The organism is Danxiaibacter flavus (genome assembly GCF_041060425.1).
GTDB classification, from domain to species: domain Bacteria; phylum Bacteroidota; class Bacteroidia; order Chitinophagales; family Chitinophagaceae; genus Danxiaibacter; species Danxiaibacter flavus.
Window position 1 is genome coordinate 109,231 of record NZ_JAULBC010000009.1, and the last position, 15,735, is coordinate 124,965.

Consider the following 15,735-nt stretch of genomic DNA (forward strand, 5'->3'; position numbering starts at 1 on the left):
TGCAACGTCTCTATCTGTATTTTAATTTTAATTGTTCCTCCTCCATATCCAGCAACATCAAATATTTCCTGATCACGGCATCATCAATCACAATATCCTCGTTCCATTTGTGCAGCCAATCACGTTGTTTTTCTATCAATTTAAGAGACGCATTTTTAAAATCATCTTGTAATTGGTGGTCCTTGTTCATATCCTCGCCCTGTTTCCATTTCGCTTCAAGGAAATGTAATACAGGATTGGCATTGATCTCTTCTGAATATTCATGTTGCAAAAAACGCCTGCTTTTTTCAGCCAGCCTGCGTGCAACCTCCGCCTCCTGCTCTTCCTCGGATAAAAAATGATCCGGGTCTTCCATTTTCAAAAGGCGTATTAATTTGGGCAAGGTAAGTCCTTGCACGACCAATGTCAGTAATATTACAATAAAGGTGATAAACAATATCAGATTCCTCTGCGGAAAGGGAGCGCTGTTATTTGTAACAATTGGAATTGATAAGGCCGCAGCGAGAGAAACCACGCCACGCATGCCAGCCCACCCAAAAATAAGGGGTGCCTTTAGTCCCGGCCTGGGATCTGCTGTTGTAATAAAGCGACTAATAAAAACGGTGAAGAAAGATGCCCCGATTGCACATAAGATCCTCGCGACCATTAAAATGGCTGTAATTACAACACCGTAACCGATAGCTGCTCTGAGACTAATTCCGTCAAGTCCTTTTATAATAATAGGTAGTTCCAGCCCGATTAATATAAAAACCAGTCCGTTTAGAATAAATCCAAGCGCGGACCAGACACTTGCTCCTTTTAGCCTGCTGCTATGGCTCAAAAAAAGATGCGACTTTGCTGATAAAAATAACCCGCCACTTACTACAGCCAGGACACCTGATACATGAATCATTTCAGCCGTTATATACATAACGTAAGGTGTAATGATAGTTAGCGCAATGTCCGTGTTATCATCGGTTGGCAGTAATTTGTGTATATAGAAGAATAAGTAGCCGATGGCAATTCCAATTGCGATTCCGGCAATAATTACCCAAAAGAAACTTACAACAGCTTCGTGAAATACAAAGCGTCCTGTGCTTACTGCAATCAGAGCAAAGCGAAAAACAATAAGGCTGGATGCGTCGTTCAACAAGCTTTCACCTTCAATGATAGAAGCCATGCGACGTGGAACCTTTACGTATTTTAAAATTGCGGCTGCACTAACGGCATCCGGCGGCGATACAATTCCTCCCAACAAAAATCCCAATGCCAGTGTAAAGCCTGGAATAATGCTGCTTGCAACCAGGGCAACAACCAACGAGGTGACCAACACAATGAGAAATGCAAAACTTCCTATTACTCTCCTCCAGCGCCATAGTTCTTTCCATGATGTGTACCACGCAGCTTCGTACAGCAATGGTGGTAGAAAGATCACAAATATTAATTCGGGATCAATACTAAAGCTGGGAAAGTAAGGTACAAAGCTTACAAGCAGGCCGCATACAATAAGCATAATCGGGTAGGCAATTCTTATTTTGTTTGCCAGCATGATCAGTAATAATGTAAGACCTATAATGCAGATATATTGTAATGCAGTAATTATCATGAAGATTTATTTAAAATGACGATTAATAGGAGCGTTTTGGCGTTTGATGCTTTTTGAACGATTTAATTTACTACAATCATTTTAAATCAAGAAAAATGTGGAACGGTTGAATAATGTGTGGATGATTTAAAAAATGTGTTGAATTGAATTAGGCGGTATTTTTGCGATTGATTGTGGTGACGTTGTAATCCGTAGAGACGTTGCATTGCAACGTCTCTACGGATGGAACGCAATCATACAATTGACAACAATTATTAACCACCCAAACCCCCAACATGAACCCTAAATTCCGCGGCAAATACCGCATCGAATCTGCACGATTAAAAGGCTGGGATTACCGCAACGCCGGCGCTTATTTCATTACCATCTGCACAAAAAAACGCATGCATTATTTTGGAGCCATTGTAGATGGTGTAATGCAATTAAACGATATCGGACGAGCCGCCGAAAAATATTGGGCAGAAATTCCGGATCATTTTTCGGTTGTTGCATTGGGGAATTTTGTGGTGATGCCGAATCATGTGCATGGGGTGTTGATTATTCGGGAATGTGGCGCGGATGTAGAGACGTTGCATTGCAACGTCTCTACGCATTGCAACGTCTCCACGATGTCCACATCAAATAATATCAATGACAAAAACCACCCCATGTCCCAAATATCCCCGTTATCCGGATCCATTTCAACCATCATTCGTTCCTATAAATCAATTGTTTCAAAGATGGTTCGTCAACAATTTGATGCGTCATTTGAATGGCAGGCACGTTTTCACGATCACATCATTCGCGATCAACGCGCCTATGAGGCAATAGAATATTATATTGAAAATAATCCGGCCAATTGGCAGCGCGACACATTAAATAGCGATTGTAAAAAGTAGTGGCTTTAAAAAGTTATGCAGGCAATGCGGATTTTAATGATAAAAAAACATCTACAATAAACCTGCGATTTACAAGAACTGCGGGAGGCAATTTCAAAAGGTACTAACTTCGGCATTCCTTGGAATGCCTATTTGCTTTCCAATTCGATGCCCAATAAATCAAAAATGCCTTTTTGTCCCCTGGCTGTTATAATTAGCTCCCTTGAAAACTGTACTCTTTTAAACCAGTTTTTCTCAAGCATCTTAGCAAGGAGAAGTGCGCCGATTTGTCCCGCAATATGTGGCCGTCTTTCGCTCCAGTCAAGACATTGGCGGGCAACAGGGCGACGTTGGGATGTAATTTCGTCTTTTGCGATATCGAAATCTGCAAGCCATTTCCATCCTTTTGCTGTAACAGTGTAGGAGTCTTCCGACGAGGTAATTAATTTCCGTGATGTTAGTTCCTCTGCAATTTTTACGCCTACATAACCTGCAAGGTGATCATAACAGGTTCTGCAATAGCGAACGCCAGTTGGTGTTTCAGTTTGTTTGGCTTTGCCAGGTAGTTGGTGACTGGCAAGGTTGGCAAGAGATTCAACTGCGTATGCAACTTCTGGTGTTGCAAACGAAAAATAACGGTGCCGCCCTTGTGATTCTGCCTTTAGCAGGTTCGCGTCAAGAAGTTTTGCAAGATGATTACTGGCTGAAGTTGGAGAAATGTCAGCAGCCACGGCTAATTCGCTCGCAGTATATGCTTTACCATCCAGTAGATTCCAGAGCATTCTTGCGCGGCTGGGTTCACAAACCAGCGAAGATAATTCGATAAACTTTTCTTCTACCATCACAATTCAGTTTAAAATGAAATATGAATGTAGCAAAAGTTTTTGTTTTGCATGTAAAGAGTGAAATTATGATCGTAGTAATTTTTGAAGTTGAGCCTGCAAAAGTAAAGTGGGACGAATACATAAATATGGCAGCCGAGCTTTACGATGAGTTAACAGAAGTTGAAGGATTCATTTCTGTTGAAAGATTCAAAAGCATAAGGGATGAGACAAAGCTTCTTTCACTTTCTTTTTGGAAAGATGAAGAAAGTGTAGCCAACTGGCGAAATGCAATTCGTCATCGTGCTGCACAGGAAAAAGGAAGAGTATCTGTTTTTCGAAACTACCGTTTGCGTGTCGCAAATGTGATACGGGATTATGGTATGGAAGAACGAGATGGAGTAGAGACATTGCATTGCAACGTCTCTGCGAGCGATACCACACTATTTCATCATAAATAAAATAGTTAACCATGAAGGATATAGAAATTTTGCTGGAGAATAGTCCGGGACAACTTGCATTATTAGGAGAGACATTAGGTAAGAATAATATTAGTCTTGAAGGAGGTGGCGTGTTTCAAAATGGAGAAAATTCCATTGCGCATTTTCTTGTAGCGGAAGCTGATAAAGCCAAAGAAGTTTTGGCGAAAGAAGGGATAGTTGTAAATAAAATAAACGAAGTAGTGATTCAGAAATTAAGACAAGACGTTCCGGGGCAACTTGGCATGTTTTGCAGAAAGATGGCAAATGCAGGCGTAAATATTCTTGTTCAGTACAGCGATCATTCAAATCAACTAATCATTGTTGTAGATGATATACTTAAAGCGAAAATCGTATCTGATGAATGGAAGAGGCAATGTTAGATGTAGGTTTTTAGATGTACGATGTGCTTGATGTCTGATTTCTTGATGTTCATCTATCGCTTCGATAAAGTTTTAGGCTTTAAGCTTTGGGCTTTAAGCTGACAGACGGAACATGTGACCTCCCTTGCTTCAATACACGTACAACGTACAACTTATAACTTACAACCCAGCTGCTTTGCCCTTTAACCATTAAGCTTTATTTTAGCATTTTAGTAAGGCTAATCAATCTGGCATTATGGAGTTCGGCATAAGTACTTTTGGAGAAATAGAAGCAGATAATCTCTCCGGCAATGCTATCAATGCGGGCCGCCGTGTTCAGCAATTAATTGACGAAGCAAAGCTGGCAGACCGGCTTGGGTTGGATGTCTTTGCATTAGGTGAGCATCACCGGCCGGATTATGTAGTATCTGCACCCGAAATAATTCTTTCTGCTATTGCAAGTGTTACCAAAAACATTAAGCTTACAAGTGCTGTAACGGTTCTAAGCTCGGCAGATCCTGTAAGGGTATTTCAGAATTTCGCAACTTTGGATTTAGTGTCAAATGGCCGTGCAGAAATTATGGCCGGTCGTGGTTCTTTCATCGAATCTTTTCCATTGTTTGGTTTTGACCTGGAAGATTACAATTCTTTGTTTTCAGAGAAGCTCGAACTGTTGTTACAAATAAACAATAACGAGCATGTAACCTGGCACGGGAAGCATCGCTCCGCATTGCAAAATGCCGGAGTTTACCCGCGTCCTTACCAGCAACGCTTGCCAATTTGGATTGCTGTTGGGGGAACACCAGCTTCAGTAATCCGTGCGGGTTCATTTAATTTGCCCGTAACAATTGCCATACTCGGCGGCGAGCCGGAACGATTTGCACCGCTGGTTGACTTATACAGATCTTCCGCCAAAAGAGCCGGATTTGATCCTGCTCAATTACAGCTTTGCATTAATGAGCATACTTATATTGCAGATACCTCAGAACAGGCTTCCGATGAATTCTGGCCCGTCTATGAGACGGTGATGAACCGCGTTGGGAAGGAGAGAGGATGGTCGCCAATAACAAGAGATTATTTTGAATATCTCCGATCGCCGGTTGGTTCTTTGCTGGTGGGCAGTGCAGACGAAGTTGCTGAAAAGCTTATAAAGCAATATTCTATCTTTCACAACACCCGTTTTCTTGCGCAGACGATCATGGGAAATATTGCGCATCAAAAAATGCTTCATTCAATTGAATTGTTCGCTGGTAAAGTAGTACCGGCGGTAAAGGCTGCAATAAAATAACGGACATGGCTTTTTGAAACGATATGATACTTGATTTATCGCTTATTGATTCGGAAGAAAACCAGATTTTGCACTTTATTTCGCGGAAACGCCTCCCCAATCTTCAGGTGCAACGTCTGCTATAGTTTGTGAAAATGTCCAGATATGTCCTCCAATATCAACGGTGGTATATTGACGTTCACCATAAGGAAAATCTGCAGGGGGTAGAACTACCCGCGCACCTTTTTTTACCACATGCTCGTGATGCTTATCCACATCGGTAATGCGCACCATTAATGATTGCGTTTGTGGCTTAGGCTTATGATCTTCTGTTTCTTCCGGAAGTGCACTTATCGCTATGGCCCCATTGTCAAATTCCAGCTGTGCACGATGATTCCCGATGCGCCAGCGTTCTTTAAACCAAAATGTCTGGCAAAGCCATTCAATGGCAGCCTGAACGTCAGTATATCCCAGGACGGGAATGATAGAGCAGTCGGGCATTGATCGATTTTGAAGATATAGATGTGTATTTTTCATTTTTGTGTAGAAGTTATGTTGACTGATAAATAGTATTGCCAAAATCACGGTCAGCGAAAGAATTAGAGAAAGATAGTGCCAGTCATCATTTTTTACAAGTCCTTATTTAGGCAAAACCGAACACGAGTATATCAAAACCGAACACCATTGAAAGCCTGTTCTATAAGAACATGTTGATTATGAATCAAATAAACACTGGCATTTAATTGGAAATGGAGTAACTTAATATTTGCTTTCTCATTCAACAGTTAATTACGCAACCTATGCTTAGAAGCTATTTTAAAACAGCTATAAGGAATTTATCCCGGCATAAAGTGTATACCGTTATTAATATTTCGGGACTTGCTATTGGTCTCGCCGCATTTTGGTTGATTGTATTGTATGTAGGTGATGAAATCAGTTTCGATCGCTATAACGAAAATGCGGATCGCATAGTCAGAGTGGTTCAGCATGCAAGATGGGCTGGTAATGAAATACATGAAGCGCCCACTTCTGCTCCTTTTGCACCTGAACTTAAAGAACATTTTCCTGAAATTGAGGAAGCAACCCGCATTATAACTGAAGGTAATGGCATCATCAAGTATGGCGATAAAACAATTAAGGTGGATGATATGGTGTTCGCGGATAAGAACATATTTAATGTCTTCACGTTTCCTTTTTTGTATGGCAATGCAGAAACGGCACTTGCTTCACCCGGATCAATTGTGATTACGGAAGAACTTGCGACTGCACTGTTCGGTAGTACAGCGAATGCATTGAATCAAACCATCTATTTAGACAATAATGAACCGAATAAAATAACAGGAGTTATCAAGGATATCCCGCAGAATTCTCATCTCCGTTTTCGTGGCATTCGTGTGCTTGCACCTGATTACACTGCTGGTTGGCAAAACTTTAATTTGTACACTTACCTGTTATTAAAAAAAGGAACAGATTATAAAGCCCTTGAAACGAAAATGCCGCAGTTTGCCGCTGAAACAATTCAGAAGCTTATGAGGATTGATGACTATCGAATAGAGCTACAGCCACTTACCTCTATTCACCTTCATTCCAATTTAGCGTTTGAAGTAAGTGCCAATGGAAGTATTAAAAGGATTTACATGTTTGTTGCTATTGCTGCGCTCATATTGATCATTGCGATCATCAATTACATGAATCTCGCTACAGCACGTTCTTCATCACGCATACGGGAAGTGGGTACACGTAAAGCAATTGGTTCTGGAAGAACAGCCCTTGCGACTATGTTTATGTTTGAATCTGTGCTTGTAACAATTTTAGCTGCATGTGCTGCAGTCTTGCTGGTTACCGTTGCATTGCCTTTCTTTAACACGCTTACAGGAAAATTGTTGTCAATATGGAGGTTTGGAAAGATGAATACCCTGGTTGTTCTGGCTGCCTTCTCTTTAATCGTCGGCATTGTAAGCGGATTGTATCCATCGCTGTTTTTATCCCGTTTTAAAACTATCCCTGCGCTTAAAGGCCAGATGGGGAATATGTTCGCAAGCATAGTTTTCAGAAAATCGCTCGTCGTATTTCAATTTGTTATTACAGTTGTAATGATCTGTGGTTCAGTAATAATCTACAGACAATTGAATTATGCGTTAAAAGCCGACCTGGGATTTAATAAGGAGCAGGTACTTACATTTCATATTGATGACCGGAATGTAAGAAACCAAACAGCGGCTTTAAAAGCTCAATTAATGCAGAATCCAGCAATTGAAAATGTTGCTATGGCCGGCAATCCGATTGGGAATAATGACATAGGTGGATTAGGTTATTATTTCGAAACGGAGCAAGGAGATTTTGCAACTAACACTACAATAGCAGAAGAGTTAATGATAGATGCTGACTATTTGCCTGCGATGGACATAAAACTTTTGCAGGGAAGAAATTTTTCAGCAAACATAACATCCGATAAATACGGCGCAGCAATGATTAATGAAACCCTGATGAATCAATTAGGGTGGAAGAATGCCGTAGGAAAAAAGCTGAAGTTCAGGATTGATGATAAAGGTACAACCGCAGAAAGAACTGTGGTAGGTGTAATCAAAGATTTCCATACTTATTCCTTACAGCATAAGGTTGAACCGATGGTTATGCTGATGCCTCCTGCACCTTCCGAAGAAGACAATGTATATGTGAAGATTGCTAAAGGAAAAACCGCAGCAGCGCTGGATTATATTACGAAAGCCTTTCAGAAGTTTGATAAACAAAATACGCCTCAGTTCCATTTTCTTGATGCGAATTTTGCAAGACAATATGCCGCAGAGAAGAAGCAGGGTGAGATTGCATTAATATTCACGGTGCTTGCTGTTATCATTGCATGCCTTGGATTGTTTGGGTTGGCCACATTTACTGCTGCACAACGGGTTAAAGAAATCGGCATACGGAAAGTGCTCGGTGCAAGCGCTGCAAGTATTGTGCAAATGCTTTCCAAAGACTTTTTAAAACTTGTGGCAATTGCTTCTATAATTGCTTTTCCTATTGCCTGGCTTGCTATGAATCAATGGTTGCAAGGATTCGCTTATCGTATAGATATTGAGTGGTGGATATTTATTGCAGCAGGTATCCTTGTGCTTTTAATTGCATTAGCCACAATAGGATTTCAATCACTTCGGGCTGCTTCAGCTAATCCTGTAGAAAGTTTGCGGAATGAGTAGTAGATGTGTTAAGGTTTCATGAGTTTTAATTTCGTGGTTCGTGAGACACGAGCCACGGCGATAGTAAATGCGTTAAGGTTTCATTGTTTACAGTTTGGTAAGGAGTTTATGTGGTTGAATTCTTGCGCCATTAAATAAATACAGTCTTACGTGAGTTTTAATTTCGTGGTTCGTGAGGCACGAGCCACGGCGATAAAATAGTATATGTCATTACCCTCACGCCGGGGTTTATCTCTCGAACCTTTTCAACGCCGCCGAGGTTCGTGTCTCACGAACCTTTTCTTGTATGATTTCCCCGTTTTTTATATATCTACCTTGAGTAGATTAATGCTCCTAAACGCCCTACATTGCTTTCTCAACCCTATCACAAATGTCAAATGAGATTTTTACCCCTCATCGTAAATCCTATATGTCGACTGGCGAAATATTTTTCTGGACAGCAACCATAAACAGTTGGCAATTACTTTTATGGGATGATAGATACAAAAATGTAATTGTCAATTCCTTGCGCTATTTAAGTGAAAAAGGAAAGATAGACTTGTTCGCTTTCGTAATAATGCCAAATCATATCCATTTGATCTGGCGGACGAATGAGCTAAATGGCAAAGAAACTGCTCAGGGATCCTTTTTAAAATTCACTGCTCATGAGTTCAGGCGAATGTTGCTTAACGAAGACGGACGCGAGTTGAAGAAGTATGCGGTAACTGCTCACAATAAACGACATGAGTTTTGGCAGCGGGATTCTTTGGCTATTCATTTGTACTCCGGAAAGGTAGCGTACCAGAAAATGAATTATATACATAATAACCCCGTTACTGAACGCTGGAAATTGGTTAAAGACCCTTGTGATTATATTTATTCTTCAGCGTCCTTTTATGAGAAAGGTGAAAAACGTTACGATTTTTTAGAGGATTTGCGGAATGAGTTTTAGTGGTTTTGTATGGTTTTAATTTCGTGGTTCGTGAGACACGAACCACGGCGATAAGCATATGTCATTGCGACCAAGCCAAGGTTCGTCTTACAAACCTTTTCAACGCCAAGGTTCGTGTTTCACGAACCTTTTCTTTCCATAACTATACTGCCAGCGCACACCATTTGATTTCTTCGATTTTTATTTAAATACAGTGAGTAGACCGAAATTCCGAAACACTTTACTTGCTTTCTCAGTTCTATTTCTGAGCCCTGGTTCGTGTCTGGCGAAATCAAGAAGAATTGAAAGCAATTACATGGGTCTTAGAGTCCCGTTATAAATAACTTAACCACCATTGGGAATGTGTTGCTCTGTATTTGCTGAACCGTTTGCAAGGTTTGTATAGAAGAACAACAAGGCCTATCCAGATAAGGTATACAACCGGTAGTTCAAATCCAAAATGGAAAGGCCTGAATACTGCAAATGAATTAGGATCAACCGCTTCTTTAAACCTGTGACCACTTGCAAAGAACACAATCATGCAGAGAACATGTATACTGTAAAAATGGATGATATAATAAAAGAAGGGTACTTTGCCGTAAACAGTAAAAATATCAGTAAGCTTACTTCGTCTCTTTTCAAAAAATGCAAGCAATAAAATAGAAGGGCCTATCGTCATGCAAGAGAAGACGATAGAGGGCGGATACTTGGTTGTGTTTAAAAAAGAAAGAAAAGTTGTGATGTTATCTTTTTGTGTAGACCATGGCGCCGGATCCCCATATGAATTAAGCAACCTTAAAATAATGAAAGCGGCAACTGTCGTCAATCCGATAACTGTTAATAATCGTTGGCGTCTTGCTGAATCTACTGTCTTATTGAATATCCTGCCTGCGGAATAACCCAAAAGCATAACGCCTGTCCATGGAATTGCGGTGTAAAAAACTAAAAACATCCTGTTGCTGCTTATTGGAAAAACGCCGCGCGGCCCCACTACGAGCAGCTGAAACAGTTTGCCGGCAGTGGTGGTATCGGATACTTTTACGTAGTCAAATATATTATGGCCGAGAAAAATTACAGCGCCGGTTATTAGAATTACTAATGGTGAAGTGCCAACAAATAGGCCAAGAATAATCATGCTAAGGCCGATGGCCCAGATTACCTGAAGTATAATAATGTTATAGAACGGGTTAAATGTGATGCCAAATGTTACAACCACCATTTCAACAAGTATCAGCCACAATCCGCGTTTTATAAGAAACGACCGCAGCTCAGCTTTTGTCTTTTTTAACCCTGAGAGGTAAGCGGAGATACCTGAAAGGAAGACGAAGGTTGGTGCGCAAAAATGGGTTACCCACCTCGTGAAAAATAGCAGGGGAGTGGTCGTAGCCATATCTGTGGGGTCTCCGTCCATTCCATGTATATGGAAAAAATCCCTTACATGGTCCAGCGCCATAATGATCATTATAATGCCTCTGAGAATATCTACGGATTGTATTCTGTATTTCAGAGCAGTAGCAGAAGGCTCCTGTATAAGCTTATTTGGTTGCAAAGCAGTACGATTTATATACAAAGTAATGAAAATTACTTCGTCAATCATAACGTCGTCACTAAACCCATTTTAGACGAATCAGTAAAAAAGGCATAAGTATATTGTTGTACTTATGCCTTTTTATTAACTAACGGTTATCTGATAAAAGCTTGAGTGTTTTAATTGTATGGTCTGTTTTTAGTTGAAGAATATAGATTCCTGAAGCGAGGTACGGCATTTGCCAACGAATGCTGTGATTACCTGCGGTAGTAATCTGATTTGCGATAATAGTAGATACTATCCTGCCTGTTGCTGCATTGACAACAACAAGTTGCACGCGACTTTGTGCAGGTAGATAGAAATGAACAGTAGTAGAAGCGTTAACCGGATTTGGATAAGCGGTCAACGAAACTTCATTTTCCTTTTCCTGATTATAACCAGCTTTGTCTGTTTGTTGGTGCAGGTTGTTTCCAAAAGCTTTTCTGGCAATAGCCGCGCTACTTTGAATTGTTATTGATGCCTGATCATCTTCTGCCGGATTGTGGTTGTTAGGCGATGAATCCGGATCAGATTGGTCTGTAAGAATTACTTCTGCTGTATTGGTAATATTGCCGGTTTGGGTAACTGTGGCGGTAATGGTAATATATGCCTTTGCACCTTTGAAGAGGTGATTGATTTTCCACGTGCCATTGCTTGCAGTGTATGTTCCGGCGGATATTTTCACCGCATTAAATGTTAATCCGGCTGGAGCTATTTCACTCAGAATAATGTTTGTTGCAGTTGCCGGACCGCGGTTGAACAATATGCCTGTAATGGTTACCTGATCGCCGGGAGCTGCCTGTAACGTGCTTGCGGTGAGACTGAGCTCAAGATCAGCCTGTGTTGTTTGGAGTGATTTTACATTTACTGATGACTGATCATCCTCTGTAGAAATGCCATTGTCAGGAGATGAATCGGGATCTGGTTGATCACTTGCTGCAACTTCAGCCGTGTTTGTTAATGTTCCCGGGATCATTGTAGTTGCATTGATCATGAGTGTTTCACTTGCTCCTGCAGTTAATTGACTTACAGTCCATATGCCTGTTGTAATATCAAAACTTCCTGCTGATGCGATTACTTTATTAAATACCAATCCTTTTGATGACAGATCTTTTACAGCTATGCCTGTTGCTGTTTCCGGTCCTTTGTTGGACAAGGTTATAGTAAAGTTTACATCATCTCCGGATACAACGATGGCCTTGTCTACTTGCTTGTTAAGCTCAAGATCCGCGGGCTTGGTTAGCAATGATCTGATTACAACGGTGGCCTGGTCATCTTCATTCGGGTTGTTATTTCCCGGCGAAGAATCGGTGTCCTTTTGATCGCTTGCAACCACTTCGGCAGTGTTTTCAAATACGCCATCTTTTGTGGTATTACCAGTAAAAGTGGCTACAGCATGAGCTCCCTTGAACAAATGGTTAAGTTTCCAAATGCCTGTTGTTGCATTGTAAGTACCAGCTGAAACTTTTACATTGGTTAAACTGACAGCTGATGGAATTATATCACGCACCTGGATATTTGTAGCTGTTGCCGGTCCCCTGTTAAATATAGAGATGGTGAAAATGATCTGATCTCCTACACCAACCTGCGTTCTGTTTGCGGTCTTGGTAATTTCCAGATCAGCCTCAGCACCTTGTTGTGGTGTAACCTGAACGGTTACTGTGGCCTGGTCATCTTCATTTGGATTATGATTATTCGGTGAAGAATCCGGATCTGGCTGTCCGGCAGCAGTAACTTCCGCAGTATTGGTTATGTTGCCAGTCTGTGTTGTTGTACCTGTAGCAGTCAATGTTGCCTGTCCACCGCTAACAACTGAGCCAACGGCCCAAACGCTTGTGTTTTTATCGTAAACGCCGGTAGATGTAGTTACATCGGTAATGCTAATGCCTGCCGGAATTTTATCAGTCACAACAATGCCTGTTCCGTTAGCCGGTCCTTTGTTGCTTAAGGTCACTGTAAAAACAACGGTGCCTCCAACGGTAATTTGAGACTTATCCACCTTTTTCGTCAACTCAAGATCTGCGCTTTCAGGAGTGCCTTCAGCCTGAATACACTTGCTAAACTCGCTGGTGTTATTGTTGGCATCTGTTGCAGTGGCCGTAACTGAAGCGCCGTTAGCAAGGGTTACTCCGTTAATCAGCGCTACAAATGTTGCGTTACCACCTCCGTCAGTAGTCACCTGTTTTGAGCCAATCAATATTTGTCCTTCTCCAAAGCCGGATGGGCTGCAATGATCGTTCGTGAAAAACTGAATGTTAAATATTGTATTCGCGGTGCTGTTTAAAGTGCCTGCAATTGAAGTGCTTCCGCCGCTGGAATTGACCGATGTGAGCACAGGAAAATTTTGCAGGTTATTGGGGCCTGTGTCTGCGTCTCCATTATCGTTAGCAGTAACACCATCATTGCCGAGATCAATTCCCAGTGTTGCATTTCCAAAGATGGAATTTGAAGTAAGCGATGTCCCGGTTCCGTTACCCGCAAGTACAACACCAGTTTTATTTCCACTTATAATATTGTTGGTCACGGTTCCAACTGCTGCATCCAACATAACAATGCCATTGCCGTTATTTTCGATTGTGTCGTTGTCAATGCTTGCTTCTGTTGCTCCGTCAAGAACAATTCCCGCACCAGTGTTGTCTGTTATTTTGCTGTTGGTTACACTATGTCTCAGGTTAATGTTCAGAAAATAAAGTGTTACATCAATGTCTTTGTTTCTGGTAGCATTAATTCTGTCTACTTCAACCCGGAATATATCCAGGCTGCTCTTTTCTCCCATGAGGCGCAATGCAGCCGCAGCGTTTAATGAAAAGTCACTTCCTCCGTTTATTTTTAAATCTCCCTTTGCACCAGCTGAAGCGGCAAGGCCCAAAGCGAGTCCATCTTTCCCATTGCTGCTTCCGGTAATTTTACTAAGTGTAAATACAACCTCTGCCTGTGCATCAAGATGTACGTTGCCTTTCATGCCTTCCGCCCCATTCTGAAGATAAAGATCTCCATTTACTATAATGCTGGCCTTAACGCCTGCTGCAAAATCCACTGCATAGGCACAACCAACACCCGCGTTTAATTTCCATTCATTGTTATTTAATTGTTTTGTACCGGCAGAACGGAACTTAATGTTACCACCGTTCTGGCCATTAAGAACTGTGTCACCTGTTATTAGCCAGTTAATGGTACTGTTAATCGACTCATCAATCATGAGACCGGTTGAGTTTTTAAAGTGGATATTGTCCTGGTAGTTAACCGTTATAACGCGTCCCTGTCCGAACGTAAATTTCGATCCTATTTTTACATCACCATTAATCTGATTTTTCTTGATGTCGTAGGTGCTGTTTGCGTCAAGAAAAATATCCATCCCAACGTCACCAATATTAGTGATGATGTTTCCCGTCACAGTTAGTAGCTCTCCGCTACGCGCGAAAATACCTGCAAGGAATTTCGCAGTTGTTCCATCCCTTCCGACAAAATTTCCTTCCACGCGTACGCCTTTGGAAAGGCTTCCCTGCACAGTAATACCGTTGTTTTGGCCCACTATTTTATTTCCCTGATTGGTGCCCGTTCCCCCTATATTATTCTGCGGAGCATTGTCGTTTTGTATACCACCCTGACCGTTGGGTAGAAAATTATTTTCTAAAAAATTCTGTCCTATCTTATTGCCATAGAGATTGTTGCCAGTAGCTCTGTTTGTCTGTCCAATCACTGTAGTATCCGGTCCGGCAATGCGAATGCCATAACCGCCGTTGCTACAGATAACGTTGCCATCCAGTACACCTGAACCGCCGATAAGATTATTGGGTGTGTTGTCTATGAATATACCATCTCCGCCGTTTCCTGCTGCTACTGTCCCAGTGCTGTCCGTTCCTATAAAATTGTAATGAACATTGTGGCCGCCATCGCCAATTGGTGTGCCTGAAATATAAATACCGTTGCTGGCAAAGTTGTTAATAATGAAAAATGAAATATCAGATTTTCCGCCAAGCAGTTTTAATCCCATCGCACCGGCACCAGCCTGGCTGCCGTTTATTTCAATTCGGCGGGAAGGGCCAACAGTGTTAAGCCCCACTATGGTAACGGACCCCAGCACGGGCGGTAAAGCACCATTTCCTGAGCTACCAACCATAATAACAATGCTGCCTGAACCGGGTGCATTTGGAATTGCGAAAATGATAGTATTGTGATCAAGGTTGCGGTTGGCATTGTGATTTTGTATTGCCGCACGAAACGTGCATTGATCTCCCGGCGTGTTGGGATCAGCATCGCAATGGCCATCGCTGAAGTCGTTGCCATCCGGATCTTCTGCATCACCCAAAGTGTTTACAACAAACGTTTGGCCCGTTTGTGCATGCAGTTTTTCCGTTATGATTTGTGACGTGATCAAGGGTGCGAGACCCATTATTAAAAAGACCCGCAGGAAATTTCGTAGTCTTGCTGTTATACAGTGTAATCTGGTGTTTTTTACCAGTTGCAACTGGCTAATAGAAGGGATCGGATAGCCGGGCTTAGCTTTTTCTTGCGGAAGCAGCCCTGTAAGCATTTTCATTTTGTTGTTTTTGAAATGAAAAATTTTAAGCAAACAGTGATTAACAGACACAAGAATTACAGACCAGCTGAAGTGGTTTCCGATGGGGATTGTTTAATGAAAGATTCGGTAATACAAAAAGATGCATTACACAATTCGGCAGCGTTAACC

General features: G+C 41.6%; 11 protein-coding genes. 6 read left to right on the forward strand and 5 right to left on the reverse strand.

Going from position 1 to position 15,735, the window contains the following annotated elements; genetic code table 11:
- Positions 1–10: 10 nt before the first annotated feature.
- Positions 11–1,585 (reverse strand): Na+/H+ antiporter, encoded by a 1,575-nt coding sequence (locus tag QTN47_RS24040; protein ID WP_369331992.1) that lies wholly within the window; start codon positions 1,583–1,585, stop codon positions 11–13.
- Positions 1,586–1,860: 275 nt separating this feature from the next.
- On the opposite strand from QTN47_RS24040, the gene QTN47_RS24045 reads away from it, so the two are divergent.
- Positions 1,861–2,463 carry a transposase gene (locus tag QTN47_RS24045; protein WP_369331993.1) on the forward strand — a complete coding sequence of 201 codons (603 nt, stop codon included), beginning with the start codon at positions 1,861–1,863 and terminating at the stop codon, positions 2,461–2,463.
- Between the two features lie 128 nt (positions 2,464–2,591).
- On the opposite strand, the gene QTN47_RS24050 is transcribed toward QTN47_RS24045, so the two are convergent.
- Positions 2,592–3,284 carry an ArsR/SmtB family transcription factor gene (locus tag QTN47_RS24050; RefSeq protein ID WP_369331994.1) on the reverse strand — a complete coding sequence of 231 codons (693 nt, stop codon included), beginning with the start codon at positions 3,282–3,284 and terminating at the stop codon, positions 2,592–2,594.
- Positions 3,285–3,307: 23 nt separating this feature from the next.
- On the opposite strand from QTN47_RS24050, the gene QTN47_RS24055 reads away from it, so the two are divergent.
- The 3 genes from QTN47_RS24055 (at position 3,308) to QTN47_RS24065 (ending at position 5,392) form a co-directional block, all read left to right on the forward strand.
- On the forward strand, positions 3,308–3,724 hold the full coding sequence (locus tag QTN47_RS24055; protein ID WP_369331995.1) for an antibiotic biosynthesis monooxygenase family protein: 417 nt from the start codon (positions 3,308–3,310) through the stop codon (positions 3,722–3,724).
- Positions 3,725–3,735: 11 nt separating this feature from the next.
- The gene (locus QTN47_RS24060) at positions 3,736–4,125 is read left to right on the forward strand and encodes an amino acid-binding protein (RefSeq protein ID WP_369331996.1); all 390 of its coding nucleotides are present in this window, start codon (positions 3,736–3,738) and stop codon (positions 4,123–4,125) included.
- A 235-nt stretch (positions 4,126–4,360) separates the two neighbouring features.
- Positions 4,361–5,392: an LLM class flavin-dependent oxidoreductase gene (locus tag QTN47_RS24065; protein WP_369331997.1), complete on the forward strand. Its 1,032-nt coding sequence runs from the start codon at positions 4,361–4,363 to the stop codon at positions 5,390–5,392.
- A 75-nt stretch (positions 5,393–5,467) separates the two neighbouring features.
- Here QTN47_RS24065 and QTN47_RS24070 read toward each other — a convergent pair whose 3' ends face one another.
- Positions 5,468–5,872: a VOC family protein gene (locus QTN47_RS24070; RefSeq protein ID WP_369331998.1), complete on the reverse strand. Its 405-nt coding sequence runs from the start codon at positions 5,870–5,872 to the stop codon at positions 5,468–5,470.
- Between the two features lie 299 nt (positions 5,873–6,171).
- Here QTN47_RS24070 and QTN47_RS24075 point away from each other — a divergent pair, with 299 nt between their 5' ends.
- Together QTN47_RS24075 and QTN47_RS24080 are read left to right on the forward strand one after the other, a co-directional pair.
- Complete coding sequence (locus QTN47_RS24075; RefSeq protein ID WP_369331999.1) at positions 6,172–8,568, forward strand: ABC transporter permease; 2,397 nt, start codon at positions 6,172–6,174, stop codon at positions 8,566–8,568.
- A 370-nt stretch (positions 8,569–8,938) separates the two neighbouring features.
- The gene (locus tag QTN47_RS24080; protein WP_369332000.1) at positions 8,939–9,499 is read left to right on the forward strand and encodes a transposase; all 561 of its coding nucleotides are present in this window, start codon (positions 8,939–8,941) and stop codon (positions 9,497–9,499) included.
- Positions 9,500–9,812: 313 nt separating this feature from the next.
- Here QTN47_RS24080 and QTN47_RS24085 read toward each other — a convergent pair whose 3' ends face one another.
- Together QTN47_RS24085 and QTN47_RS24090 are read right to left on the reverse strand one after the other, a co-directional pair.
- A complete protein-coding gene (locus QTN47_RS24085; RefSeq protein WP_369332001.1) occupies positions 9,813–11,027 on the reverse strand; it encodes an acetyltransferase domain-containing protein in 1,215 nt (404 codons plus the stop codon).
- A 127-nt stretch (positions 11,028–11,154) separates the two neighbouring features.
- On the reverse strand, positions 11,155–15,585 hold the full coding sequence (locus tag QTN47_RS24090; protein WP_369332002.1) for a right-handed parallel beta-helix repeat-containing protein: 4,431 nt from the start codon (positions 15,583–15,585) through the stop codon (positions 11,155–11,157).
- Between the last annotated feature and the right edge of the window lie 150 nt (positions 15,586–15,735).

What these genes read in the sequence shown, in the direction of transcription:
- QTN47_RS24080 (WP_369332000.1), top strand. Translation starts at nt 8,939, where the DNA reads ATGTCAAATGAGATTTTTACCCCTCATCGTAAATCCTATATGTCGACT.
- QTN47_RS24060 (WP_369331996.1), top strand. Translation starts at nt 3,736, where the DNA reads ATGAAGGATATAGAAATTTTGCTGGAGAATAGTCCGGGACAACTTGCA.
- QTN47_RS24055 (WP_369331995.1), top strand. Translation starts at nt 3,308, where the DNA reads ATGAATGTAGCAAAAGTTTTTGTTTTGCATGTAAAGAGTGAAATTATG.
- QTN47_RS24050 (WP_369331994.1), bottom strand. Translation starts at nt 3,284, where the DNA reads ATGGTAGAAGAAAAGTTTATCGAATTATCTTCGCTGGTTTGTGAACCC.
- QTN47_RS24090 (WP_369332002.1), bottom strand. Translation starts at nt 15,585, where the DNA reads ATGAAAATGCTTACAGGGCTGCTTCCGCAAGAAAAAGCTAAGCCCGGC.
- QTN47_RS24075 (WP_369331999.1), top strand. Translation starts at nt 6,172, where the DNA reads ATGCTTAGAAGCTATTTTAAAACAGCTATAAGGAATTTATCCCGGCAT.
- QTN47_RS24040 (WP_369331992.1), bottom strand. Translation starts at nt 1,585, where the DNA reads ATGATAATTACTGCATTACAATATATCTGCATTATAGGTCTTACATTA.
- QTN47_RS24045 (WP_369331993.1), top strand. Translation starts at nt 1,861, where the DNA reads ATGAACCCTAAATTCCGCGGCAAATACCGCATCGAATCTGCACGATTA.
- QTN47_RS24070 (WP_369331998.1), bottom strand. Translation starts at nt 5,872, where the DNA reads ATGCCCGACTGCTCTATCATTCCCGTCCTGGGATATACTGACGTTCAG.
- QTN47_RS24065 (WP_369331997.1), top strand. Translation starts at nt 4,361, where the DNA reads ATGGAGTTCGGCATAAGTACTTTTGGAGAAATAGAAGCAGATAATCTC.